This is a genomic window from Paraburkholderia sp. RL17-383-BIF-A, from assembly GCF_046028015.1.
In the GTDB taxonomy this organism is placed as follows: domain Bacteria; phylum Pseudomonadota; class Gammaproteobacteria; order Burkholderiales; family Burkholderiaceae; genus Paraburkholderia.
Genome location: NZ_JARESR010000034.1, coordinates 55991 through 74805, shown reverse-complemented (window position 1 = coordinate 74805; position 18815 = coordinate 55991). Strand labels below are relative to the sequence as shown.

The window sequence follows — 18815 nt, the reverse complement described above, 5'->3', positions numbered from 1 at the left end:
ATGCTTGATTTCAATACATATCAACAGTTGCTCGCGCTTTACTCCGACTACGTCGCTGCCGTCGACAACAACGAATGGGAAAATTGGGCGGAGTTCTTTACGGACGAGTGCGTGTACAAAGTGCAGCCGCGCGAAAACTACGACAGCGGCTATCCGCTCGCGACACTCTCTTTCGAAAGCCGCGGCATGTTGAAGGATCGCATCTATGGCATGACGGAAACCATCTTTCACGATCCGTATTATCAGCGCCATGTCGTCGGCACACCTCGGATTCTTCTGGTCGATGCCGAACGTATCCGGTCGGAAGCGAACTATGCCGTGTTTCGAACGAAACCCGACGAGATCTCTACCGTTTATAACGTCGGGCGGTATATCGACACCATTCGTCGCACAGAAGACGGTCTGAAATTCGAATCGCGCGTTTGCGTATTCGATAGCGAGATGATCGCCAACTCGTTGATTTATCCGATTTGAGGTTTGACATGGCACAACAATGGACCAAGGTCATTGAACTAGTCGCGGTGCCGAACGACGACGTTGTCGCGGTACAAGCCAATGGTAAGGAGTTGGCGATCTACGGCGTAGACGGAGCCGTGTTTGCAACAGACAACATCTGTACGCACGGACACGCCCGGCTATGTGATGGCTTTCTGGAGGGGCACGAAATCGAGTGTCCGCTGCATCAAGGTCGCTTCGACATACGGAATGGCAAAGCGATGTGTGAGCCACTGACCGAGGACATCAACGTATATCCGGTAAAGATTGAGGATGGCAGCGTCTTCGTCGAAATCTAGTCGGCTGCGAGCCAACTGTATGGCAGACGTGACCGTAACTTCCGGTCTGGCGGTTTCTCAACGCAAGGCGTCGACGTTTCCCTGACGGCGATGCGCCAATCTCCGGCACAGCAAAGGCGCTGCCGGTTCAATCAAAGGAGGAGAGTGTGACCGCAAATACGCAATCCGAACAACGCGCGGCTTACTACGGGCAGATCGCTCAACAAAAGTTGTCGCCCCTATGGGAGTCTCTGCACAATCTTGTGCCGAAGCAGCCCAAGCCAACGGCTGTGGCGGCGATCTGGAAATACGCGAAGATCCGCGATCTGGTATTGCAGTCCGGCTCGCTGATCAGTGCGGAGGAAGCCGTACGTCGCGTGCTGATACTCGAGAATCCTGGGCTACCGGGAAAGTCGAGCATGACTTCGAACCTTTACGCAGGCCTGCAACTTATTCTTCCTGGCGAAATTGCACCGAGCCACCGTCATACCCAATCGGCTCTGCGGTTCATCGTTGAAGGTGAAACAGCGTGGACTGCAGTCAACGGTGAGCGCACGACGATGCGTCCAGGCGACTTCATCATTACGCCATCCTGGACCTGGCATGACCATGGCAATTTGTCGACCGAGGAAGGCGGGGTTCCCGTGGTTTGGCTTGATGGCCTTGATATCCCGCTTGTGGCGCACATGGACGCCGGGTTTGCGGAAAACTTTCCCAAGGCGACGCAGCCGGTTACGCGTCCGGAGGGGGATAGCTTTGCGCGCTATGGTCACAACATGTTGCCGATGCGTCACACGTCTACCGATCCGACTTCACCGATTTTCAGCTATCCGTATGAACGCAGCCGCGAAGCGCTAGACCGTCTGCATCGGAACGGGGAGCACGACGAATGGGACGGTGTGAAGCTGCGCTATGTGAATCCGGCCACTGGCGGATTTCCAATGCCGACGATCGCGACCTTCATGCAATTCCTTCCGGCAGGTTTCCGCGGTAGATCCTATCGCAGCACTGATTCGACTGTGTACTCCGTTGTAGAGGGGCGCGGAGTGGCGCATATCGGCGACGAAACTTTTGCTTTTGAGCCGCATGACGTGTTTGTCGCACCGTCGTGGATGCCGGTACGCCTTGACGCAGACACCGATGCGGTTTTGTTCAGTTACTCCGATCGCCCGGTGCTGAGCGCGTTGAATTTGCTGCGCGAAGAGCGTGTTTGATTCTATTTTTCACTTTTCAGGTTGAACATTATGGCATTCGTTTTCCCACCCGAGGCGCCAGTCGCCGTTCCGGTCGCCGGTAGCGACGACAGCTTTGCCGTGCGGCGTGTCTATTGTGTCGGCCGCAATTATGCAGCGCACGCGCGGGAAATGGGATTTGATCCCGACCGCGAACCGCCGTTTTTCTTCTGCAAGCCGGCTGACGCGGTTGTGCCGGTTGCATACGGCGAAACGCTGGAGCTTGAATACCCGAGTCAAACGTCCAACTATCACTATGAAGCGGAACTCGTTGCGGTGATAGGCAAAGGGGGTTCGGATATCGCGCTCGATAATGCACTCGACCATGTGTGGGGCTATGCGGTCGGTCTGGATATGACGCGTCGTGATTTGCAGATGAAAATGCGCGAAATGGGTCGGCCGTGGGAACTCGGCAAGGCGTTTGATCGCTCCGCGCCGATGGGGCCGATCCATCCGGTCGAGAAAGTAGGCCACTTCGAGAGCGCCAGTTTATGGCTCACGGTCAACGGTGAGACCAAGCAAAAGAGTGATGTTTCCCATCTCATCTGGTCGGTCGCGGAAACCGTCGCTTATCTGTCGCAGTTCTTCCGGCTCGAACCAGGCGATGTGATCTTCACGGGCACGCCTGAGGGGGTCGGCGCGGTTAAGGCGGGCGATACGATGAAAGTTGGAGTGGAGAAACTCGGCGAACTGACCGTACGCGTTATTTGACCGTCGCCAGGAGATCGTTGCCATGCAACTCTACAGTTTTTTCAATAGTTCGACGTCGTACCGGCTACGCATCGCACTCGCATTGAAGGGTCTGGATTATTCGTACAAGCCCGTGAACATTCGGACCGGAGGACACCGTGACGCCCAGTATGTCGCTGAAATCAACCCGTCCGCGTCGGTTCCCGCTTTGGTCGATGGTGAGTTTCACCTCGGGCAGTCGCTCGCGATCATTGACTATCTCGATGCGCAGCATCCCGAGCCACGCCTGATTCCAGCAGATGTGCACGAGCGGGCACGTGTACTTGAAATGTCGTACCTGATTGCGTGCGATATTCATCCTGTCAACAACCTTCGTGTGCTGCGATACCTGCAAGATGAACTGAACGTAACACCGGAACAAAAAAATGCGTGGTATCGGCATTGGATTGCCGAGGGTATGGCAGGCGTAGAACGTTTGCTCGCACGAGCGGCAGATGAAGCGGCGGCGGATGGTTCTGCCGGTCCATGGTGCTTCGGCGCGCAACCGACACTGGCGGATGTATGTCTCGTGCCGCAGTTCGCAAATGCACAGCGTATGGGCTGCGACATGAGCGAGTATCGGCGCAGTCTGGCAATCTGCGAACACGCGAACGCGCATCCAGCTTTTGATCGTGCGAAACCGCAAAACCAACCTGATTACGTAACGAGTTGAGACTGCGGTGGTAAGAAGAGTGGAGCGACCTTCCATCTGCACCTACAGGGTGGACGGAAGGGCGCAGCGGGCCGCGCCGCCCCGACGTTCCGGTAAAGATTGCCTGGTCAGCGACAGCCCAGCAAATGAGATCAAACTAAGCTGCATTAAATGAGCTGCGGGACCGTTTTACGGGGAGGGCCGCTGCACTGGAGAGTCTGTGGACACGCTTCAAAATATGCGCATATTCAAACAGGTCGTGGAATATGCGAGTTTTACTACCGCGGCTAAGCACCTCGATATGGCCACGGCGCAGGTTTCGCGTGCTGTTTCTGAGCTTGAGGTGCGTTTGCGCACTCGCCTCCTGCACCGTACGACGCGTCGCATTGCGCTTACGGAAGCGGGCGAGCGCTATCTCGCACGCTGCAACAAGATTCTGATGTACGTGGATGAAGCGGAAGCCGAGGCAAGTGACGCACATATGACCGCGTCGGGAAAGCTCAGACTGCATTCACTGACAAGCTTTGGTTTGCGATATCTGGTGCCGATCATCGCCAGATATCACGACGGTCACCCCTCTGTCGAGGTCGACCTCACGCTATCCCAGCATCTTCCCGATTTGATTGAGGAAGGTTACGACATAACGATTACGCTTTCCGCAGACTTGCCGGATTCGGCGCTGGTCTCCCAGCGATTGGGGAGTGTCCACAGCATTCTCTGCGCTTCTCCGGAATATTTGCGACGCAATGGCACACCGGTCGAACTATCGGACCTCGCTCAGCACAAGTGCCTTTACGTTCTAGCGCCGACGGGGCAAACCGACCGTTGGACTTTCAGCGGCCCTGACGGCGAGGAAATGTTTGACCTTGGACCTGCGCCCCTGAGGGTCAATATTCCAGAGGCGCTATCCATCGCTGTAAAGGAGGGGATGGGGATTGGTTTGGTGCCAGCACTCACGGCAATTCCGTTGCTCAAATCCGGTGCGCTTCGGCGCGTGCTGCCTGACTACACCGCGCAGCATTTAACTATCTATGCGCTGTATCCGTCTCGCCAGTATTTAGATGCGAAGGTTCGGACCTGGGTGGATTTTGCGCGGCAGGAACTCACTCCAGAGCTGGATTCCGACTTCGATTTGCTCAGAACACTTGGTCCGGATTTGTAAGGCACGGTAGCAACCGGGAGAGAGCGCGTGCGCGTTGCCCGCGGCGAATGAGTTCCACCTCAGGTTGGAGCTAGCTTCTCTAAGCAGGTGGTAGCTCCGCTGCAACGAAGTCCAGCCATGTCCGCAATTTTGATTCGAGGTGTTGTCCGGCGTGATACAGCCCAACGATAACCTGGTTATCGAGTGTGTATTGCGGGAAGAGTCGCGTAAGCGTGCCGGCACTCAGATGAGGTAAAGCTACCGATGCAGGCAGGATGCCGATCCCTCTTCCTTCGCAGAGTGCAGCAGCCAATGCATTGACAGAGTTCTCGGAGAAGCTCGAAGTCAGAATCTCGATGACCTCGCTGCCGTTCGGCCCATTAAAGGTTAGATGACTACGGCCTCTCGAAGCTGAAAATTCGACGAAAGCGTGTAGCGAAATCTCGAGAGGGGACTGCGGTCTACCTTGTTTTGCTAGATAACTGGGCGCCGCACATGCAATACCGAAGACGGTTCCAACGCGCTGTCTCGCCCATCCACGCGCGCGGAAGGCGTCTTCCGCGCTCAAAAGCAACGCATCATAGGGTTCATCAAATCCCGGCAAGCCATTTCCGAGCGTAAGTTCAACCTCGACAAGGGGGTAGCGACGCTCGTATGCGGTGACAAGCGGAACGACGTAGTGCTGCCCAAGATGGACTGTTGAATACACTTTGAGCTTACCGACCGGCCGCGCGCGCACATGCGCATCTGCATCACTGATCTCAAGCTCCGCTTGTTCCAGGCAGTCTAGTATTGCGTAGCACCTTGCCCGGTAACGGCGTCCGGTCTCCGTGAGGACCATTCGTCGCGTGGATCGCTGCAGTAGCTTTGCACTCAAGCGGACCTCGAGCTCGGAAATCGCCCGTGACGCACTTGCCGTGGTCGTATCCAGCGCTTGGGCCGCATCGGTGAAACTTCCCAGCTCAACGACCTTCAAGAAGAGTTTCATACTCTGAAGCGTATCCACTTTCCACTCACATCTCGACTATGTGGCGCTGATTCTTGCACTTTTGGCCTAAGGCATTACGAGTGATTCTGTTAACAATATTTTGAGAAAGCATCTCTCCGGTCGCTGGAGGACGAAAAATATAATCGTCCCGTGTAAGCCTTGAGCCTGGAGAATCCCGTGCAACCCCGATCGACAAAGATAGTTTTCGTCACACTGATTGCTGTGGCGAATGCGCTGATGGCCGGCTGTGCGAGCTTCAACCATACGGCGCCTGAGAGCAGTCGGATAGACCCGGCGACGCTTGATGCGGGAGCAGCAATCAGAAGCGCCAATGCCGAGGCGCAGTGGCCGTCGCAACAATGGTGGCACGCGTTGGGAGATCCCCAGCTTAACGGACTGGTCGAGCGATCGCTGGACAAGAATCCTACGCTTGCGGTTGTGCAGGCGCGAGTGCGGGAGGCAGAAGCGGCCGCGGATCTCGCACATGCCTCCCTATATCCACGTGTGGACGGATCGATGGCATTGGGGCGAAAGCATTTTCCCGACAATACCTACTACGGACCCGGTGCCTACAATCACACTACGACCTGGAACAATACGGCTGGGTTGTCCCTTTCATACAACCTGGATTTGTGGGGGCGGGATCACAACGCACTTTTGCGTTCGCTTGACGCATCGCATGCTGCCGCTACTGACGAACGGGCCGCAGCAGTGGAACTCCAGTCAAATGTTGTTCGAACATATCTGACGCTTTCGTTGAGCTTTGCTCTGCGGGATATCGCGGTCTCGACACTGGAGCAACAGGAGCATATAGCGTCCATCGCGCAACGACGGCTTGCCGGAGGCATCGGCACGCGGCTCGACTTGAGTCAGGCGGTCGCGCCTTTGCCTGAGTTCAAGCGGCAAATTCAGGTGTATGACCAGACGATTGCTTTGACGCGAAATCAGTTGGCTGCGCTTACCGGAGACGGTCCGGGCTTCGGCGAATCGATCACCCGCCCGGTTCTTTCATTGGCGACGCATGCACAACTCCCGTCAAATCTGCCCGCCGAACTTGTGGGGCGCCGTCCCGACGTCGTCGCGGCAAAATGGATGGTCGCCGCCCAGGCGCGGGGTATCGATGTCGCCAAGGCTCAGTTCTATCCGAACGTGAATCTTATGGCGTCGATCACGCAAATGGCCGCTGGGGGAACATTTCTCACCTCCCTTCATCCTGAAGGCACCGGGTGGATGGCGGGCCCGGCGATCACGTTGCCGATATTCGAGGGAGGCGCGCTGCGGGCCCAGCTTGGAGCTGCTTCTGCGCAATACGATGAAGCGATTAGCCGCTATAACGCCGTGCTGATCTCCGCCCTAAAAGATATCTCCGACCAGGTCGTGAACGTCCGGTCGTTTGATGCGCAGGCGGAAGATTCAGCCGACTCTGTAGCGGCAGCCCAAGATAGTTATCAGCTGGCGGATAAAGGATATCGCCGGGGACTGACGGATTATCTCAACGTCCTGACAGCTCAAATGCAACTACTAAAAGCGCGTGAAGGGCAGGCTCATGTGCAGGTCTCCCAGCTCCAGGCTTATGCGTCGCTGCAGACAGCGCTCGGGGGCGGCGCAGACATCGCCTTCCAGAGTCCCAATGAGAAACAGATGACTCCGTCCGATCATTTGACGCCTTTTGGTTTCAATACATCTTCGAAGCCGGGCGAAAAATGAGCGGTATGAATAGCAGTGCTGCATTCAAAGCCGAGGACTCGCGATTCTTCTCCTTTCAGTCACTCGTAGCAGGCTTTGCGAACTGGTGGGGAACGTCAGGCCCGGTATGGATCTATGTGTCCAAGACAGCGCTGGCAGTCATTCTGGCGCTTCTCATTGCTATGCGGCTGAATTTGCCACAACCGCGCACTGCAATGATCACGGTCTTCATCCTGATGCAGCCACAGAGCGGGCTGGTTCTCGCAAAGAGCGTGTTCCGGTTTCTCGGCACGGCAGTCGGCCTCTCTGTCATGTTGTTTTTCGTCAGTCTGTTTGCACAACAGCCGGTTCTATATCTGACAGCCGTCGCGACGTGGGTCTGCGTGTGCACAACAGGAGCAGCGCGCAACCGCAATTTCCGCTCATATGGCTTTGTCCTCGCCGGATACACGGCTGCTCTGATCGGTGTTCCCGTCGGCCAGCAGCCGGACGGAGCATTCATATCGGCAATGACGCGTGTTGCAGAGACTTCGGTTGGTATTGTGTGTGCCGGCGCTGTCAGTGCGTTGATATTTCCAAGCTACATCGGCGAGCAGATAAAGACAGTGATGAGAAAGCGCTTCCGCACACTTTCGGAGCATCTAAGCAGTGCACTTAGCGGTACTGTCGAGCAATCCGAAATAGAGTTGGCGCACACGTATTTCCTCGAGCAGGTCATTGGTCTTGAGGCCGCCCGTAGTGTGGGCGTATTTGAGTTGCCTGACATGAGAATGCGCGGCAGAAGGCTTGCCCGAGCGAACCTTGAATTTATGAACGTCGCGACAAGGCTGCGTGCTCTTCACGAGCAGTGGGAATTTGCACGGAATCAAGACGGCCCGGAGGTCGCGATCATGGACGTGATATTCGGCGAAATAAGTCTTCTTTTAAACCCGGAAGGAAGTCCGATTAAGACCGCTGCGGACGCGGCACATGCAACCGGGCCACTCTCGGCATTCAGAGACGATCTCACAAAGCGCCTTTCTCAAGGGCGCCGAGAGTTGGCGGGACGAGATCAGGCGGTGCTGCGCCGGTTTGATACCTGTGCCGATTTGTTCCGAAGGTTCGTGGATGATCTTGTCGCATATGTGGAAACATACGCGTCGCTGGCGACGCATAGCCACAGACGAGAGACGTGGTCCGGCAGCTTCATCCCAAAGACAAATATGATCGCTGCTGTGATCGCCGGATCAAGGGCCGCACTCTTGACGGGTGTCCTCAGCGCATTTTGGATCGAAACTGCGTGGACAAGCGGTGGAACGATGGTACTCGCGGCCACAGCCGTCTGTGCGCTTGCTGCAACTTCGCCCCAGCCCGGGCGGTTTTCCAGGCAGATGTGTATCGGCACGACGCTTGCCGTCTTTCTCGGAGGATTTCTGCAATTTGGAGTTTATCCCCGGATAGACGGGTTTCCATTACTCGCCTTCTGCCTCACCCCATTTCTGCTGTTCGGTGCGGTGATGATGGCTCGCCCGAAGACGCTTGGCATTGGCATTGGCTTTTGCATATTTTTCAGCTTCATGGCTGGCCCGGACCTTGTTATGCAATATGAACCTTATTCTTTTATCAACGATAGTGTCGCGCTCATGATAGCCATGTTGGTAGTTTGGCTTTCGTTCGCGGTCGTGTTTCCCACGGACGGGAATTGGTTGAGATGGATCTTGCTTCGGGATTTGAGGAGGCAGGTCGTCCATGCGTGCGTAGGCCGCGGCGGCGATCTTGCCGCGCGCTTTGAAAGTGGTTCGCGAGATATTGTCTCTCAAATGAATGCAGTGGCCGCTGGTGGAACCGGTCGGAACGAATCGGCGCGCTGGCTGCTGCTAGTACTCTCGGTCGGGCGGACAGTCATTGACCTTCGTGACGAACTGGCCGAACTGCATGTTTGTCGGACATCGCCGGAAGAGATCAAGGCGTGGAGTTCTAACCTCGGTGGCGTGCTCGGAGCGATCGCTGCGCTGTTCAAGAGAGTCAACAGCAAGCGGTTAACCCACGTGCTGCGGTTGTTGGATACGCTGACTGAAACGACACTGGCGCTGACGAGCCGCCCCACGCTCTATCAGGAAGAGCGCGAGAGCTTGTTGCGTTCACTTAGTCTGTTGGAATATCTCAAGGTAACGCTCCAAAACGAGAAGTCGCCTTTATCGGACTGTGTCGATTCGCAGATCCGTCGTTTCAATTCAAAATTGAGAAACTCCGACCATGCATCGTGATTTCGCCCTGTTCGACGCCTATGTGCCGACTATTCTTCTCGCGTTCGCGTTGGGTTGTATGTGTACGTGGGTGCTCGATCGAGTGTTGGCATTAACAGGCATTTATCGCCTGGTTTGGCATCCGTCGCTGTTCAGGGCGAGTGTGCTGGTTTGCGTCTGTGGGATTCTCGGTCTGCTCATTTACTGATATGCGCGCCGAAAACTTAAAAAGGATTTCAACATGATCATGCGGAAATTGATCGGTATCGCGATGACCGCGTTGGTCTTTCTTGTCGCTGTATCGATAGGACGAGTGCTATGGGTCAGGTACATGGACGAACCATGGACCCGGGACGGGAGGATACGCGCGGACATCATCGGCATCGCCCCCGACGTGTCGGGAGCGGTGGTTTCCATGCCGGTAGCCGACAATCAGTTGGTCCATAAGGGCGATCTTCTGATGGAAGTCGATCCGTCGCATTACGCCATTGCAGTCGAACAAGCCAAGGCTGCTGTGGACGCGCATCGTGCTGATCTGGTCAGATTGAAGGCCGATGCCGAACGCAGACAAGATCTGGACAACGACGTGGTTTCGAAGGAAAGTCGGGACAACGCACTGAAAGCGGCGGCAAGCGCGGCGGCACTGCTGCAGCAGGCGCAGGCGCAACTCGATGCCGCGGAACTGAACCTGGCTCGGACCAAAGTCTATGCGCCCGTCGATGGTTATGTCACCAATCTCAATGTGCATCGTGGAGACTATGTAACGGCCGGCGTGCCGAAACTTGCCGTGGTCGACAGTTCCTCTTTCTGGGTCTATGGGTATTTTGAGGAAACTAAATTGCCTCATGTAAAAGTCGGCGATAAGGCCCATGTTCGGCTGATGAGCGGAGGGGAGGTTGTTGGCCATGTCGATAGCATTTCTCGTGGCATCTACGACCGGGATAACCCTGTGAGCAGGGATTTGACCGCCGACGTCAACCCGACATTCAACTGGGTCCGGCTGGCGCAGCGAGTACCGGTGCGCATCCACATCGACAGCGTGGCGCGTGGAGTCGTTCTTTCCGCAGGGACCACCTGCACGGTGACCATCGATACAGATGAAAATCAGAAGGGGGCAGGGCGCATCGGTGGGCTGTTCAAGCCATCTGCTTAGTGATCAGGTGAGAATGCTCCGCTCCCTTAATGCAACCCGGCAGACGGCGGCAAATGGCTGGCTCGTCTGGTTTTGGAACTGACAATGAACGATGATCCATCGCGATACGTCGCTATCGAGGATAGTTTGGGATCTGTTATCACTCGAGCGGCGAGGATAGTGGGTCGCGAAGCGGACCTCGCCGCCCGGAAAGTCGGATCGACTTACAGCCAGTTATCGGTGCTGTCCGTTATGAGGCGCAATGACACAACAACCCCGCGCGAAGTTGCGAAAGCGTTGGACGTTGACTCAGGTTACGTTTCACGGGTGCTGGATAAACTGGAGCAATGCGGTTTGCTTGAGCGGAAACGGAGTCTCTCTGACAGGCGTGTGGTGGACATGCGACTGACTAATAGAGGTGGGGCGCTTGCCGCGCAAGCGCCCGCTGTTGTCGATAAGACACTAAACGATCGTCTAAGGCGATTCAGTGGTGCAGAGGTCGAAGAGTTACGCCGCTTGTTGGCGAAATTTGTCGACCGCGCATGAAGTTTCGCCGTCAGCCTGAGGTTGACCATAGGCGTGTTTTAAGCGCAACATCGTGATGAACGGGACTTAGAACTTGTGTCGAATCCCAAGGCGCAAGCCGATCTGCTTATCCGATGAGGACGGCGTAAAGCCGGCGATATTCGCTACAGCAGGTTGGCCCAATGAATCTCGTCCGTTCGCTCGTTGTAGTACGCAGAGGGTATAGATATCGGTTCGCTTTGAAAGATAATAGTCTGCACCTAGATCGAGCTGAATATATTTCGCTCCGCCGTCGCCGGCGACCGAATTGCGCTGAGTATAGTCAAAGGCAACGCCGGCCAGCAGTGTCGGCGTGACCATAGCTCGCACGCTCAACTCCGCGCTGGTGAAAACAGCATTGCCCGAATAGCGCAAAGGATTTGGGCCGGACGAGGACCCTAGCGATTCAAAGCGCGTGTTGGTCACTACCGCACTAACGGTTGTCTGGCTGATCGTGTACGAGGCTCCGCCGCCAATAATCTCTAGCGTTTTGGCAGACGCATATCCTGCTAGACCGGGAGATGCTTCGGGCGCGCTAGGGGAGCCGAAAGAGCCGATGTTGTTGGCAGTCGCCAGTCCCTTGTTAGGCGTATTCCCATAAAAAGAAACGTTCGGATCTCTAGCGTTGAGGTATCCTGCACCCAATGAGAACGAGCCGCCGTTGTAGTTGACTCCCAAAGACCATATTTGATTCTGGGTCTCGCTGCCCGCCACACCGCCAAAACTATATAGTCCACCCGCGCGGATGCCACGGAAGGTTGGTGTCGTGTATTTGATGGAGTTGTTGATACGGTTCGTGTTGCTCAGGTTGTCGACGTCGTTCAGATGCGATGACATATAGCCACCCCAATACCCGGATGCCGAGAACTGCTGGACAGACTCGACCAACGGATCATATTGCCGACCGGCAGTCACGGTGCCTCTATTTTCGGACAATAATCCCACGTAGGCCTGACGTCCGAACTCAGCTCCGCCCTGTGCGAGCGCTCCGCTGTTTGCCATAAATCCGTTTTCGAGGACGAAGATTGCTTTCAGTCCGCCTCCGAGATCTTCGGTGCCGCGCAGGCCCCAGCGACTCCCAGACAGACCAGTGGTGTGCGCGTCGGTGAGCGCAACCTGACTGCCGCCGGTGGGTTGACCATTTAGCTTGCCGGTTTGTGCGTTATTGGTGTATGTCAGACCGACATCGATTAAGCCATATAGCGTTACGCTGCTTTGAGCGTGAGCAGTTCCCGCAGTAAAAGCGATAACGCAGGCAGCAGAATACCTCTTCATGGGGTCTCCGATTCTTATATATGGTTGTGTGTGCCTTGAGGAGGCACACAGGTTACTGCGTTCGCGGCTTAGCGGTGCTGTGTGCCGCTGGTTTTGAAATTAGACGGCAGCGGATTTGGTGCTGCGGATCGCTGGTTGGACTCCGCATGCAAAGATCGCAATTGATGCAATAGCGGCAGGAACAGCAACGAGTAGAAAGAGGAGGGTGAAGCCAATGTTCGCAGAAAGGAGAATTCCGCCAATGAGCGCGCCGCAGACGGATCCAAAGCGACCGACCCCGAGAGCCCAACTTACCCCGGTAACTCTGCTCGCTGTGGGATAGTAGCGAGCCGCAAATGCGTTAGCGCCCACTTGTGAACCGCTAATGCAGAATCCGACGCCTGTGACGGCGGCTGCCAGCAGCGGGCCCTGTGCACTTCCTGTGGCGATGAGGAACGCCGAGCCGGCAGCATAAGCGACACCCAATACGATGGTCGGCGGGAAGCGGTCCATCAGATAACCAATGAAAAGGGCCCCGACGGTGCCGCCGACCTGATAGAAGATGGCGATCCGCGCCGCAGTGGCGAGCGACAAGCCAGAATGGTGGATCAAGGTGGGCAGCCAGTTCGTCATGAGATAAACGATCAACAGGCTCATGAAGAACACGCACCATAGCAACAATGTGCCGCGCCGGAATTCGGCGGCAAAAAGCTGTCGGACCGGCGAACCTTCAACCTTGATTTCCTGAAGTGAGAAACGCGTGTTCTCGTCGTAATGAACCGGCGCTATGCGAGAAAGAAGTGACCCAATTCTAGCCGGCTGACATTCTCGGGAGACCATGAACCGCACGGATTCCGGGAGGAAGATGACCAGGATTGGCACCAAGGCCAAAGGAAGCACGCCACCGAAGAGAAGTACGCTTCGCCACCCGTGGTCTGGCAACAGTTGAGCTGAGACGACACCACCCAAGCCGGAGCCCAGCGTAAATCCACAGAACATCACGGTCGTTAGAAAAGACTTTCGGCGTTCGGGGCAATACTCCGAGGTAAGCGCGATAGCGTTGGGCATCGCGCCGCCAAGGCCTAGACCCGTAATGAAGCGAAGAGCGATGAGGAATGCGACGGTTGGCGCGTATGCCGCAGCCAGGCTAGCGAGGCCGAAAAAGGTTACGGTGACGATTAGTGTTTTTTTTCGCCCGACCCGGTCGGCTAACGGGCCGAAAAACAATGCACCGATCATTAGGCCCGCTAGTCCTGCGCCGAACAGACCTCCGAGCACCGTTGGGCCGATTTGCCAGTCATGCATCAGAGCAGGGGCGATGAAGCCGACGCAGGCGGTGTCAAAGCCGTCGACAGCCACAATACAGAAGCAGAGAAACACGATTCGCCACTGAAACACGGAGAAACGCTGGACGTCCAGCCAGGCACGAACGTCGATGACAGGCGATGCACTCTTCATTAAATGTCTCCAGATTCTATTTTTCTGTCTAGCCTCCAAAGTAATCGGGCGATGTTTCCTGCGTCTACGGAACCCAATCGCATATTGCTTATTCACAATAGTTATTTTGCAAGCGGACGCGTGCGATGTTTTCACGACGGCGCGACGCACAAGGCTTCGCCGATTCACGCGGCGCGTCCTCGCGACCTTGCTATTCAGGCTCAACAGTGGATGGCTTGCTATACGATGGTTGTCGCGCTATTGACGGCAAGCGTGACACTTCGCCGGCCCGAAGAAAACTGCACCGCCGTTACCCACCGAAATGGATGAAAGAGGCGCGCGCCATCGTTATCCCTGGGTTGACGCCAAAGTGGTATCGCCGGGCAAGCTACGCTGTGGTGACGTTTCGCTGATCAGCATTGAGCTGGAAAACTGTCTTGCCCCGATGTGCGGATGGCGTTCGCACTAATGCGCACGCAATAAACCGATCTGAGGCCAGTTGTAGATGCGCAGACTTCGAGAATGACGTAGCACCCTCGCCGGCATCTGTTTGTCGTGCCGCGGGCAGTTCGCCCGCTAGGGAATAGCCCGGCGAACAGCGGGAATGACTTCGGCGGCAAGCAGTTCAATCGATTCCTTGACCATCTCGAATGGAAGACCACCGATGTCAAGTTGCGCCATGTAGCGCTGATGTCCGAACAGCTGATATTCCATCAGAATCTTGTCGACGATTTCCTCTACGCTTCCGACGAAGAGGGCACCGCGCGGTGAAGACAAAGCTTCGTAGGCGCTCCATGACATCTCTGCGTGCTCACGGGGAAGATTGTTTGCTATGTAACGCCTGTAGTAGGGGAAGAATGCCTCTCGTGCACGTCGGCCGTCGCGTTGAACATGGAAATGCCCGGAGACGGCCATTTTCAGTTGCGCTGGGGAATGGCCGGCCTCGGCGCCCGCTGCGCGATAAAGGTCGACGAACGGTACAAACTGCTCGGGCATTCCGCCAATGTTGGCAAGATTCAACGGCAAGCCTGCACGGCCGGCACGAATAGCACTCGACGGTGTTCCACCGGCGGCGACCCAGATCGGAATGCGGCCTCGCAACGGTCGCGGCATGATCCGGGCGTCGGACAGAGGCGACCGGTGCATCCCTGACCATGACACAGGCCCCGGTTCATTGATTGCGACCAAAAGGCCCAGCTTCTCGTCAAACAGCGATTCGTAGTCAGTAAGCGAATGGCCGAACAGCGGAAATGACTCGCTATATGCGCCGCGTCCTACCAGCAGTTCGGACCGTCCGCCCGACAGGAGGTCGAGCGTGGAGAACTGCTGGTAGAGCCGGACCGGATCGTCGGAGCTCAGTATGCTCACCGCGCTGGTGAGACGGATCCGTCGTGTCACACTCGCTACTGCGCCCAACACGACCGATGGAAACGATACAGCGAAATCCGGGCGATGGTGTTCGCCCACACCAAAGACGTCGATTCCGGCTTCATCGGCGATCCTTGCCGCGGCGACGATCTCCTCGAGGCGCTGATGCACGCGCTCTGTGCTGACTTCTCCGGCAGCAAGATCGCCGAACGTGTAAATGCCGAATTCCATTGCGTTATTCCTGTGACGTCGTGATGAGCCGTAGCGCTTAGGCCCCGCGAACAGTCGGTTTCACAGCAAAGACTCCATCGCCAAGCAACGCCAGTGTCGCAGCCGCAATCGCGAGGAAAACCGGGTACTCCCAGCCGCCATTTGGATTGGTAAAGGACCAGCCGTTGCCAAAGTGCACGGTCGAAGCGGCCAACAGCTCAATCGCGGCAACAGCCGCGACGGCGCGCGCATAAATGCCCGTCAGTAGGAAAATTCCACCGACGATTTCGAACAAGATAATCGGCCAGGCAAACCAGCCGGCGAAGCCAACCGATTCGAAGAATTTCGCGGTGCCGGCAGGCGTGAAGACGAGCAGCTTGGTCAGTCCGTGCGCGATGAACATAATGCCCAACGCGAGGCGCAGGAGGAAGGCGGCATAAGGAGCCGTGCGGTTATCGGTCATGATGAAACTCCGGTTCTGGTTAATCGAGATTGGTTTGCTGACTGACCCAACGTGAAAAATCACCGGCTATTTCGGCCGTCAGGGTGTGGCCCACGGAATACAGATGCATTTCATGCGGGACGCCGAGCGTGGTCAACCACGAATCAGCGTGTTCTGCGAACTTTACTGACAGCTTGTCGTCGAGTCGGCCGTGTGCGATGAATGCCGAGAGTCGGGCAAGCTCTTCGGCTGGTGCGAGATGCGGCTCCAGTTCCGGAAGAATACGACCGCTCAGAACGGCAAAGCGCCCCACGTCCTTGGGGGAAGACAAAGCAACACTCGCGCTGAGGATCCCGCCCTGGCTGAATCCCGCCATCAATGCCGGCACAGGTGCGTTCGCGTCGGCACTGGCCATGGAACGGACCAGCCTACGAAGGGTCAGGCGACTTTCGTCCGCTTGGGCCTCATTGATGACGGGTCCTTGCGGGCCGAATCGCACATGGAACCAGGCGTACTGTCCGGCACCGAGCTCTAGCCGGCCACGCACGAAGACCACCTCTACACGCTTGTCGATGGTGTCTGCAAGCGGTAGCAGGTTAGTCTCATTACCTCCGACTCCATGCAGCAGAAAGAGCCGTGCGGCGGGCTGACCCGTTGCGGGGCGTAGACGGAACGCGAGGCCGGAAGCGGCGTCTTTGTGCAGGATATTCATGATCTGCTCTGCTCGTGTGCTGTTATTTTGCGATCCAGGTGGGTGCGATGGCCGTGCCCAGACCGGCGCCGTAGCCCAGATAGATATTCAGGCCCGCCAGAGGCTCGAGGTAGCGGGCGTTTTTCAACGGACCGGCGTCGATCGGCTTAAAGCCAAGGCTTTCGATGAGTGCCTTGACCGTCTGCTTGGCGTGCGCACTGTCACTGGCGAAGAACACCGGTGCGGTCTGTTCGTTGGCGAAATTCGGCCCGTCGGCTAGAACCTGAGCAAACAGAGTGTTGAATGCCTTGACCAGTTGAACACCAGGGATTGCCTTGGAGATTTCTTCCGCGGCCGACGTGTCATGGCCGACGACCAGGCCCGAATAGTCTGCATTCAGCGGATTGGTGATGTCGATGACCACCTTGCCGGTGAGGTCGCCCAGACCTTGCAGGGCAGTCACGGCATCGCCGTAGCCGGTCGCAAGAATGACGACCTCGCTGTTACCTAGCGCCTCGCCGAGGGGAGAGGCCGTTGCACCTGCGTGCCCGGCCGCAAGTGCTTCGGCCTTCGAGACATCGCGGCCGGTGACGCGAACCGCATGGCCGGCCTTGCTCAGCTGCTTGACGAATGCGGCCCCCATGTTGCCGGTGCCAATGATGGTGACGTTCATATCAATAACCTCTTTAAGCTGACACGTTAAGTAGAAAGCAGCCACATTTATGGTGAGTAGCGGTTCAGCGTCGAATCGCTCGCGGCTCGCCGGTCCAACGGCTAATGACGCGCGTACAACGACTTCGTGGGGGGATTCGCCGCGGACTCGCCAGATTGCGACAATCCGCTGCCCACCCCGCCAAAGGCGTTGTTTTCGGCTCGTGCCGCGCCGTTCCGCGCGGACACACGAGTCTCAGCCGCCTGAACGTCGGCGGGATAGGAGGGGTCTCTGCCGTGGGCGCTATAACCAGCGTTTCTGAGCTGGACCAATTGGTCGAGAACCTGAGCGCGGCTCACTGGCTGGTTTGACTGGCCGAACGCGACGGGAGCGACGAATGCAGTGGCGACAACAATGGCTTGGATGAGCGACTTCATGATGGTTTGCCTCGGAGTTTTTGCCTTTTCGACTGCGAACCTGCCTGTTCGCAGCCGAGTATTGAAGTCCATTCTATTGATCCAGCAATGGTTGATAAACAGCTATTATCTGGACATATAGTCCCAGTTATCGAGACAATAGAATGGATCGAACTCTTGAAATGAGCGTGTTTACGGCCGTCGTCGAGGCCGGAAGCTTTATTGGCGCGGTCGATGCGCTGAGAATGTCCAAGGCCGCGGTCTCCCGTCATGTCGACTCCTTGGAGCAGCGTCTTGGCGTGCGCCTGCTACAGCGCACCACGCGCCGGCTTTCGCTGACTGAGGAAGGCAGGCTCTTCTATCAACGCTCCAAAGAGATTCTGGTGGCCTTGGACGACGCCGAAACAGAAGTGAGCTCGCGGACGCAGGAACCGAGCGGACTGATCCGCGTCAATGTGCCGTTGACGTTTGGCATCATGCATCTGGCCCCGTTATGGGGTGCTTTCATGGAAACGCATCCGCAGGTCGATCTGGACATTACGCTCAACGACCGCGTCGTGGACCTCGTCGACGAAGGTTACGACCTCGCAGTCCGCATCAGCGCGCTGCCGGACTCATCATTGGTGTGTCGCAAGCTTGCGGAGACGGAGATGCTTGCATGTGCATCACCGGGCTATCTTTCCCGTCACGGCGTTCCGAAGCATCCGAAGGAACTGACTGCCCACCGGGTTATGGCGTACTCGCACCTGGCAGGGCGGGATGAATGGAAATTCGAAGGCCCAGATGGCGAGGTGGTCGTACGCACGCGCGCGCGTGTCTATTCAAACAACGGAGACACCTGCCGCGCGATCGCATTGCGCGACGGCGGCATCATATTGCAACCCAGCTTCATGATTGGGGAGGATTTGAAGCGTGGGGATCTTGTGAGAATACTGCCCGACTACCGTTCGGTTGAACTGGGAATTTACGCCGTGTATCCCAGCCGGAAGCAGTTGCCGATCAAAGTTCGCCGGCTTGTCGATTTTCTGTCCGACGCGTTTCTGGAACCAGCATGGGCGGTTACTCATTCACTGTCGCAAAACTGACACGCCGGACCAACTTTGCAATGACCGCGTTGTCCTTGCTGCCTCACCTCAGCGAGCGTCAGGCCGACTGTCACTGGCTCAATCTCGTCAAAAGGGTGTTCAACCCGGGCGATTTCTGAAGTGTCGGTCACGACAGTC

20 protein-coding genes are annotated in these 18815 nt (G+C 56.7%); 12 read left to right on the top strand and 8 right to left on the bottom strand.

The features are described from left to right. From P0D71_RS29560 to P0D71_RS29535, 6 genes are all read left to right on the top strand, one after another. On the top strand, nt 1-474 hold the full coding sequence (locus tag P0D71_RS29560; protein ID WP_408483267.1) for an aromatic-ring-hydroxylating dioxygenase subunit beta: 474 nt from the start codon (nt 1-3) through the stop codon (nt 472-474). 8 nt (nt 475-482) lie between these two features. Further along, nucleotides 483-794 (top strand): non-heme iron oxygenase ferredoxin subunit, encoded by a 312-nt coding sequence (locus tag P0D71_RS29555; protein ID WP_091808603.1) that lies wholly within the window; start codon nt 483-485, stop codon nt 792-794. Nucleotides 795-940: 146 nt separating this feature from the next. Then, nucleotides 941-1987: a gentisate 1,2-dioxygenase gene (gene gtdA, locus P0D71_RS29550; RefSeq protein ID WP_091808605.1), complete on the top strand. Its 1047-nt coding sequence runs from the start codon at nt 941-943 to the stop codon at nt 1985-1987. A gap of 30 nt (nt 1988-2017) precedes the next feature. Beyond that, complete coding sequence (locus P0D71_RS29545) at nt 2018-2716, top strand: fumarylacetoacetate hydrolase family protein (protein WP_091808607.1); 699 nt, start codon at nt 2018-2020, stop codon at nt 2714-2716. A gap of 22 nt (nt 2717-2738) precedes the next feature. Further along, the gene (gene maiA, locus P0D71_RS29540; RefSeq protein WP_408483266.1) at nt 2739-3407 is read left to right on the top strand and encodes a maleylacetoacetate isomerase; all 669 of its coding nucleotides are present in this window, start codon (nt 2739-2741) and stop codon (nt 3405-3407) included. Between the two features lie 199 nt (nt 3408-3606). After that, complete coding sequence (locus tag P0D71_RS29535; protein WP_408483265.1) at nt 3607-4548, top strand: LysR family transcriptional regulator; 942 nt, start codon at nt 3607-3609, stop codon at nt 4546-4548. A 79-nt stretch (nt 4549-4627) separates the two neighbouring features. Here the strand turns inward: P0D71_RS29535 and P0D71_RS29530 are convergent, their stop codons facing one another. Continuing rightward, complete coding sequence (locus P0D71_RS29530) at nt 4628-5515, bottom strand: LysR family transcriptional regulator (protein ID WP_408483264.1); 888 nt, start codon at nt 5513-5515, stop codon at nt 4628-4630. 177 nt (nt 5516-5692) lie between these two features. On the opposite strand from P0D71_RS29530, the gene P0D71_RS29525 reads away from it, so the two are divergent. The 5 genes from P0D71_RS29525 to P0D71_RS29505 all read left to right on the top strand — a co-directional run bounded on the left by P0D71_RS29525 (nt 5693) and on the right by P0D71_RS29505 (nt 11104). Then, on the top strand, nt 5693-7222 hold the full coding sequence (locus tag P0D71_RS29525) for an efflux transporter outer membrane subunit (RefSeq protein WP_408483263.1): 1530 nt from the start codon (nt 5693-5695) through the stop codon (nt 7220-7222). Nucleotides 7223-7227: 5 nt separating this feature from the next. Then, nucleotides 7228-9447, top strand: coding sequence for an FUSC family protein (locus tag P0D71_RS29520; protein ID WP_408483262.1), 2220 nt, complete (start codon nt 7228-7230; stop codon nt 9445-9447). Then, nucleotides 9437-9634: a DUF1656 domain-containing protein gene (locus P0D71_RS29515; RefSeq protein ID WP_091808619.1), complete on the top strand. Its 198-nt coding sequence runs from the start codon at nt 9437-9439 to the stop codon at nt 9632-9634. The genes P0D71_RS29520 and P0D71_RS29515 overlap by 11 nt, the downstream gene beginning before the upstream one ends. Before the next feature lie 33 nt (nt 9635-9667). Then, a complete protein-coding gene (locus P0D71_RS29510; protein ID WP_091808623.1) occupies nt 9668-10579 on the top strand; it encodes an efflux RND transporter periplasmic adaptor subunit in 912 nt (303 codons plus the stop codon). A gap of 84 nt (nt 10580-10663) precedes the next feature. After that, nucleotides 10664-11104, top strand: coding sequence for a MarR family winged helix-turn-helix transcriptional regulator (locus tag P0D71_RS29505; protein ID WP_408483261.1), 441 nt, complete (start codon nt 10664-10666; stop codon nt 11102-11104). A gap of 66 nt (nt 11105-11170) precedes the next feature. Here P0D71_RS29505 and P0D71_RS29500 read toward each other — a convergent pair whose 3' ends face one another. The 7 genes from P0D71_RS29500 to P0D71_RS29470 all read right to left on the bottom strand — a co-directional run bounded on the left by P0D71_RS29500 (nt 11171) and on the right by P0D71_RS29470 (nt 17613). Next, complete coding sequence (locus P0D71_RS29500) at nt 11171-12397, bottom strand: porin (RefSeq protein WP_408483260.1); 1227 nt, start codon at nt 12395-12397, stop codon at nt 11171-11173. Nucleotides 12398-12496: 99 nt separating this feature from the next. Then, the gene (locus P0D71_RS29495) at nt 12497-13834 is read right to left on the bottom strand and encodes an MFS transporter (RefSeq protein WP_408483259.1); all 1338 of its coding nucleotides are present in this window, start codon (nt 13832-13834) and stop codon (nt 12497-12499) included. 555 nt (nt 13835-14389) lie between these two features. Further along, a complete protein-coding gene (locus tag P0D71_RS29490) occupies nt 14390-15412 on the bottom strand; it encodes an LLM class flavin-dependent oxidoreductase (RefSeq protein ID WP_408298692.1) in 1023 nt (340 codons plus the stop codon). Nucleotides 15413-15449: 37 nt separating this feature from the next. Beyond that, complete coding sequence (locus P0D71_RS29485) at nt 15450-15854, bottom strand: DoxX family protein (protein ID WP_091808634.1); 405 nt, start codon at nt 15852-15854, stop codon at nt 15450-15452. Nucleotides 15855-15873: 19 nt separating this feature from the next. Then, the gene (locus P0D71_RS29480; protein ID WP_091808636.1) at nt 15874-16545 is read right to left on the bottom strand and encodes an alpha/beta hydrolase; all 672 of its coding nucleotides are present in this window, start codon (nt 16543-16545) and stop codon (nt 15874-15876) included. 22 nt (nt 16546-16567) lie between these two features. After that, nucleotides 16568-17197 carry an NADPH-dependent F420 reductase gene (locus tag P0D71_RS29475; protein WP_408483258.1) on the bottom strand — a complete coding sequence of 210 codons (630 nt, stop codon included), beginning with the start codon at nt 17195-17197 and terminating at the stop codon, nt 16568-16570. A gap of 101 nt (nt 17198-17298) precedes the next feature. Then, nucleotides 17299-17613 (bottom strand): DUF4148 domain-containing protein, encoded by a 315-nt coding sequence (locus P0D71_RS29470; protein WP_091808640.1) that lies wholly within the window; start codon nt 17611-17613, stop codon nt 17299-17301. Between the two features lie 143 nt (nt 17614-17756). Here P0D71_RS29470 and P0D71_RS29465 point away from each other — a divergent pair, with 143 nt between their 5' ends. Continuing rightward, nucleotides 17757-18677 (top strand): LysR family transcriptional regulator, encoded by a 921-nt coding sequence (locus tag P0D71_RS29465; protein ID WP_408483257.1) that lies wholly within the window; start codon nt 17757-17759, stop codon nt 18675-18677. Nucleotides 18678-18815 lie beyond the last annotated feature (138 nt).

Coding starts and splice junctions, on each gene's coding strand:
- P0D71_RS29560 (WP_408483267.1), top strand. CDS start 1: ATGCTTGATTTCAATACATATCAACAGTTGCTCGCGCTTTACTCCGAC.
- P0D71_RS29555 (WP_091808603.1), top strand. CDS start 483: ATGGCACAACAATGGACCAAGGTCATTGAACTAGTCGCGGTGCCGAAC.
- P0D71_RS29545 (WP_091808607.1), top strand. CDS start 2,018: ATGGCATTCGTTTTCCCACCCGAGGCGCCAGTCGCCGTTCCGGTCGCC.
- maiA (WP_408483266.1), top strand. CDS start 2,739: ATGCAACTCTACAGTTTTTTCAATAGTTCGACGTCGTACCGGCTACGC.
- P0D71_RS29530 (WP_408483264.1), bottom strand. CDS start 5,515: ATGAAACTCTTCTTGAAGGTCGTTGAGCTGGGAAGTTTCACCGATGCG.
- P0D71_RS29520 (WP_408483262.1), top strand. CDS start 7,228: ATGAATAGCAGTGCTGCATTCAAAGCCGAGGACTCGCGATTCTTCTCC.
- P0D71_RS29515 (WP_091808619.1), top strand. CDS start 9,437: ATGCATCGTGATTTCGCCCTGTTCGACGCCTATGTGCCGACTATTCTT.
- P0D71_RS29510 (WP_091808623.1), top strand. CDS start 9,668: ATGATCATGCGGAAATTGATCGGTATCGCGATGACCGCGTTGGTCTTT.
- P0D71_RS29505 (WP_408483261.1), top strand. CDS start 10,664: ATGAACGATGATCCATCGCGATACGTCGCTATCGAGGATAGTTTGGGA.
- P0D71_RS29500 (WP_408483260.1), bottom strand. CDS start 12,397: ATGAAGAGGTATTCTGCTGCCTGCGTTATCGCTTTTACTGCGGGAACT.
- P0D71_RS29495 (WP_408483259.1), bottom strand. CDS start 13,834: ATGAAGAGTGCATCGCCTGTCATCGACGTTCGTGCCTGGCTGGACGTC.
- P0D71_RS29490 (WP_408298692.1), bottom strand. CDS start 15,412: ATGGAATTCGGCATTTACACGTTCGGCGATCTTGCTGCCGGAGAAGTC.
- P0D71_RS29485 (WP_091808634.1), bottom strand. CDS start 15,854: ATGACCGATAACCGCACGGCTCCTTATGCCGCCTTCCTCCTGCGCCTC.
- P0D71_RS29480 (WP_091808636.1), bottom strand. CDS start 16,545: ATGAATATCCTGCACAAAGACGCCGCTTCCGGCCTCGCGTTCCGTCTA.
- P0D71_RS29475 (WP_408483258.1), bottom strand. CDS start 17,197: ATGAACGTCACCATCATTGGCACCGGCAACATGGGGGCCGCATTCGTC.
- P0D71_RS29470 (WP_091808640.1), bottom strand. CDS start 17,613: ATGAAGTCGCTCATCCAAGCCATTGTTGTCGCCACTGCATTCGTCGCT.
- P0D71_RS29465 (WP_408483257.1), top strand. CDS start 17,757: ATGGATCGAACTCTTGAAATGAGCGTGTTTACGGCCGTCGTCGAGGCC.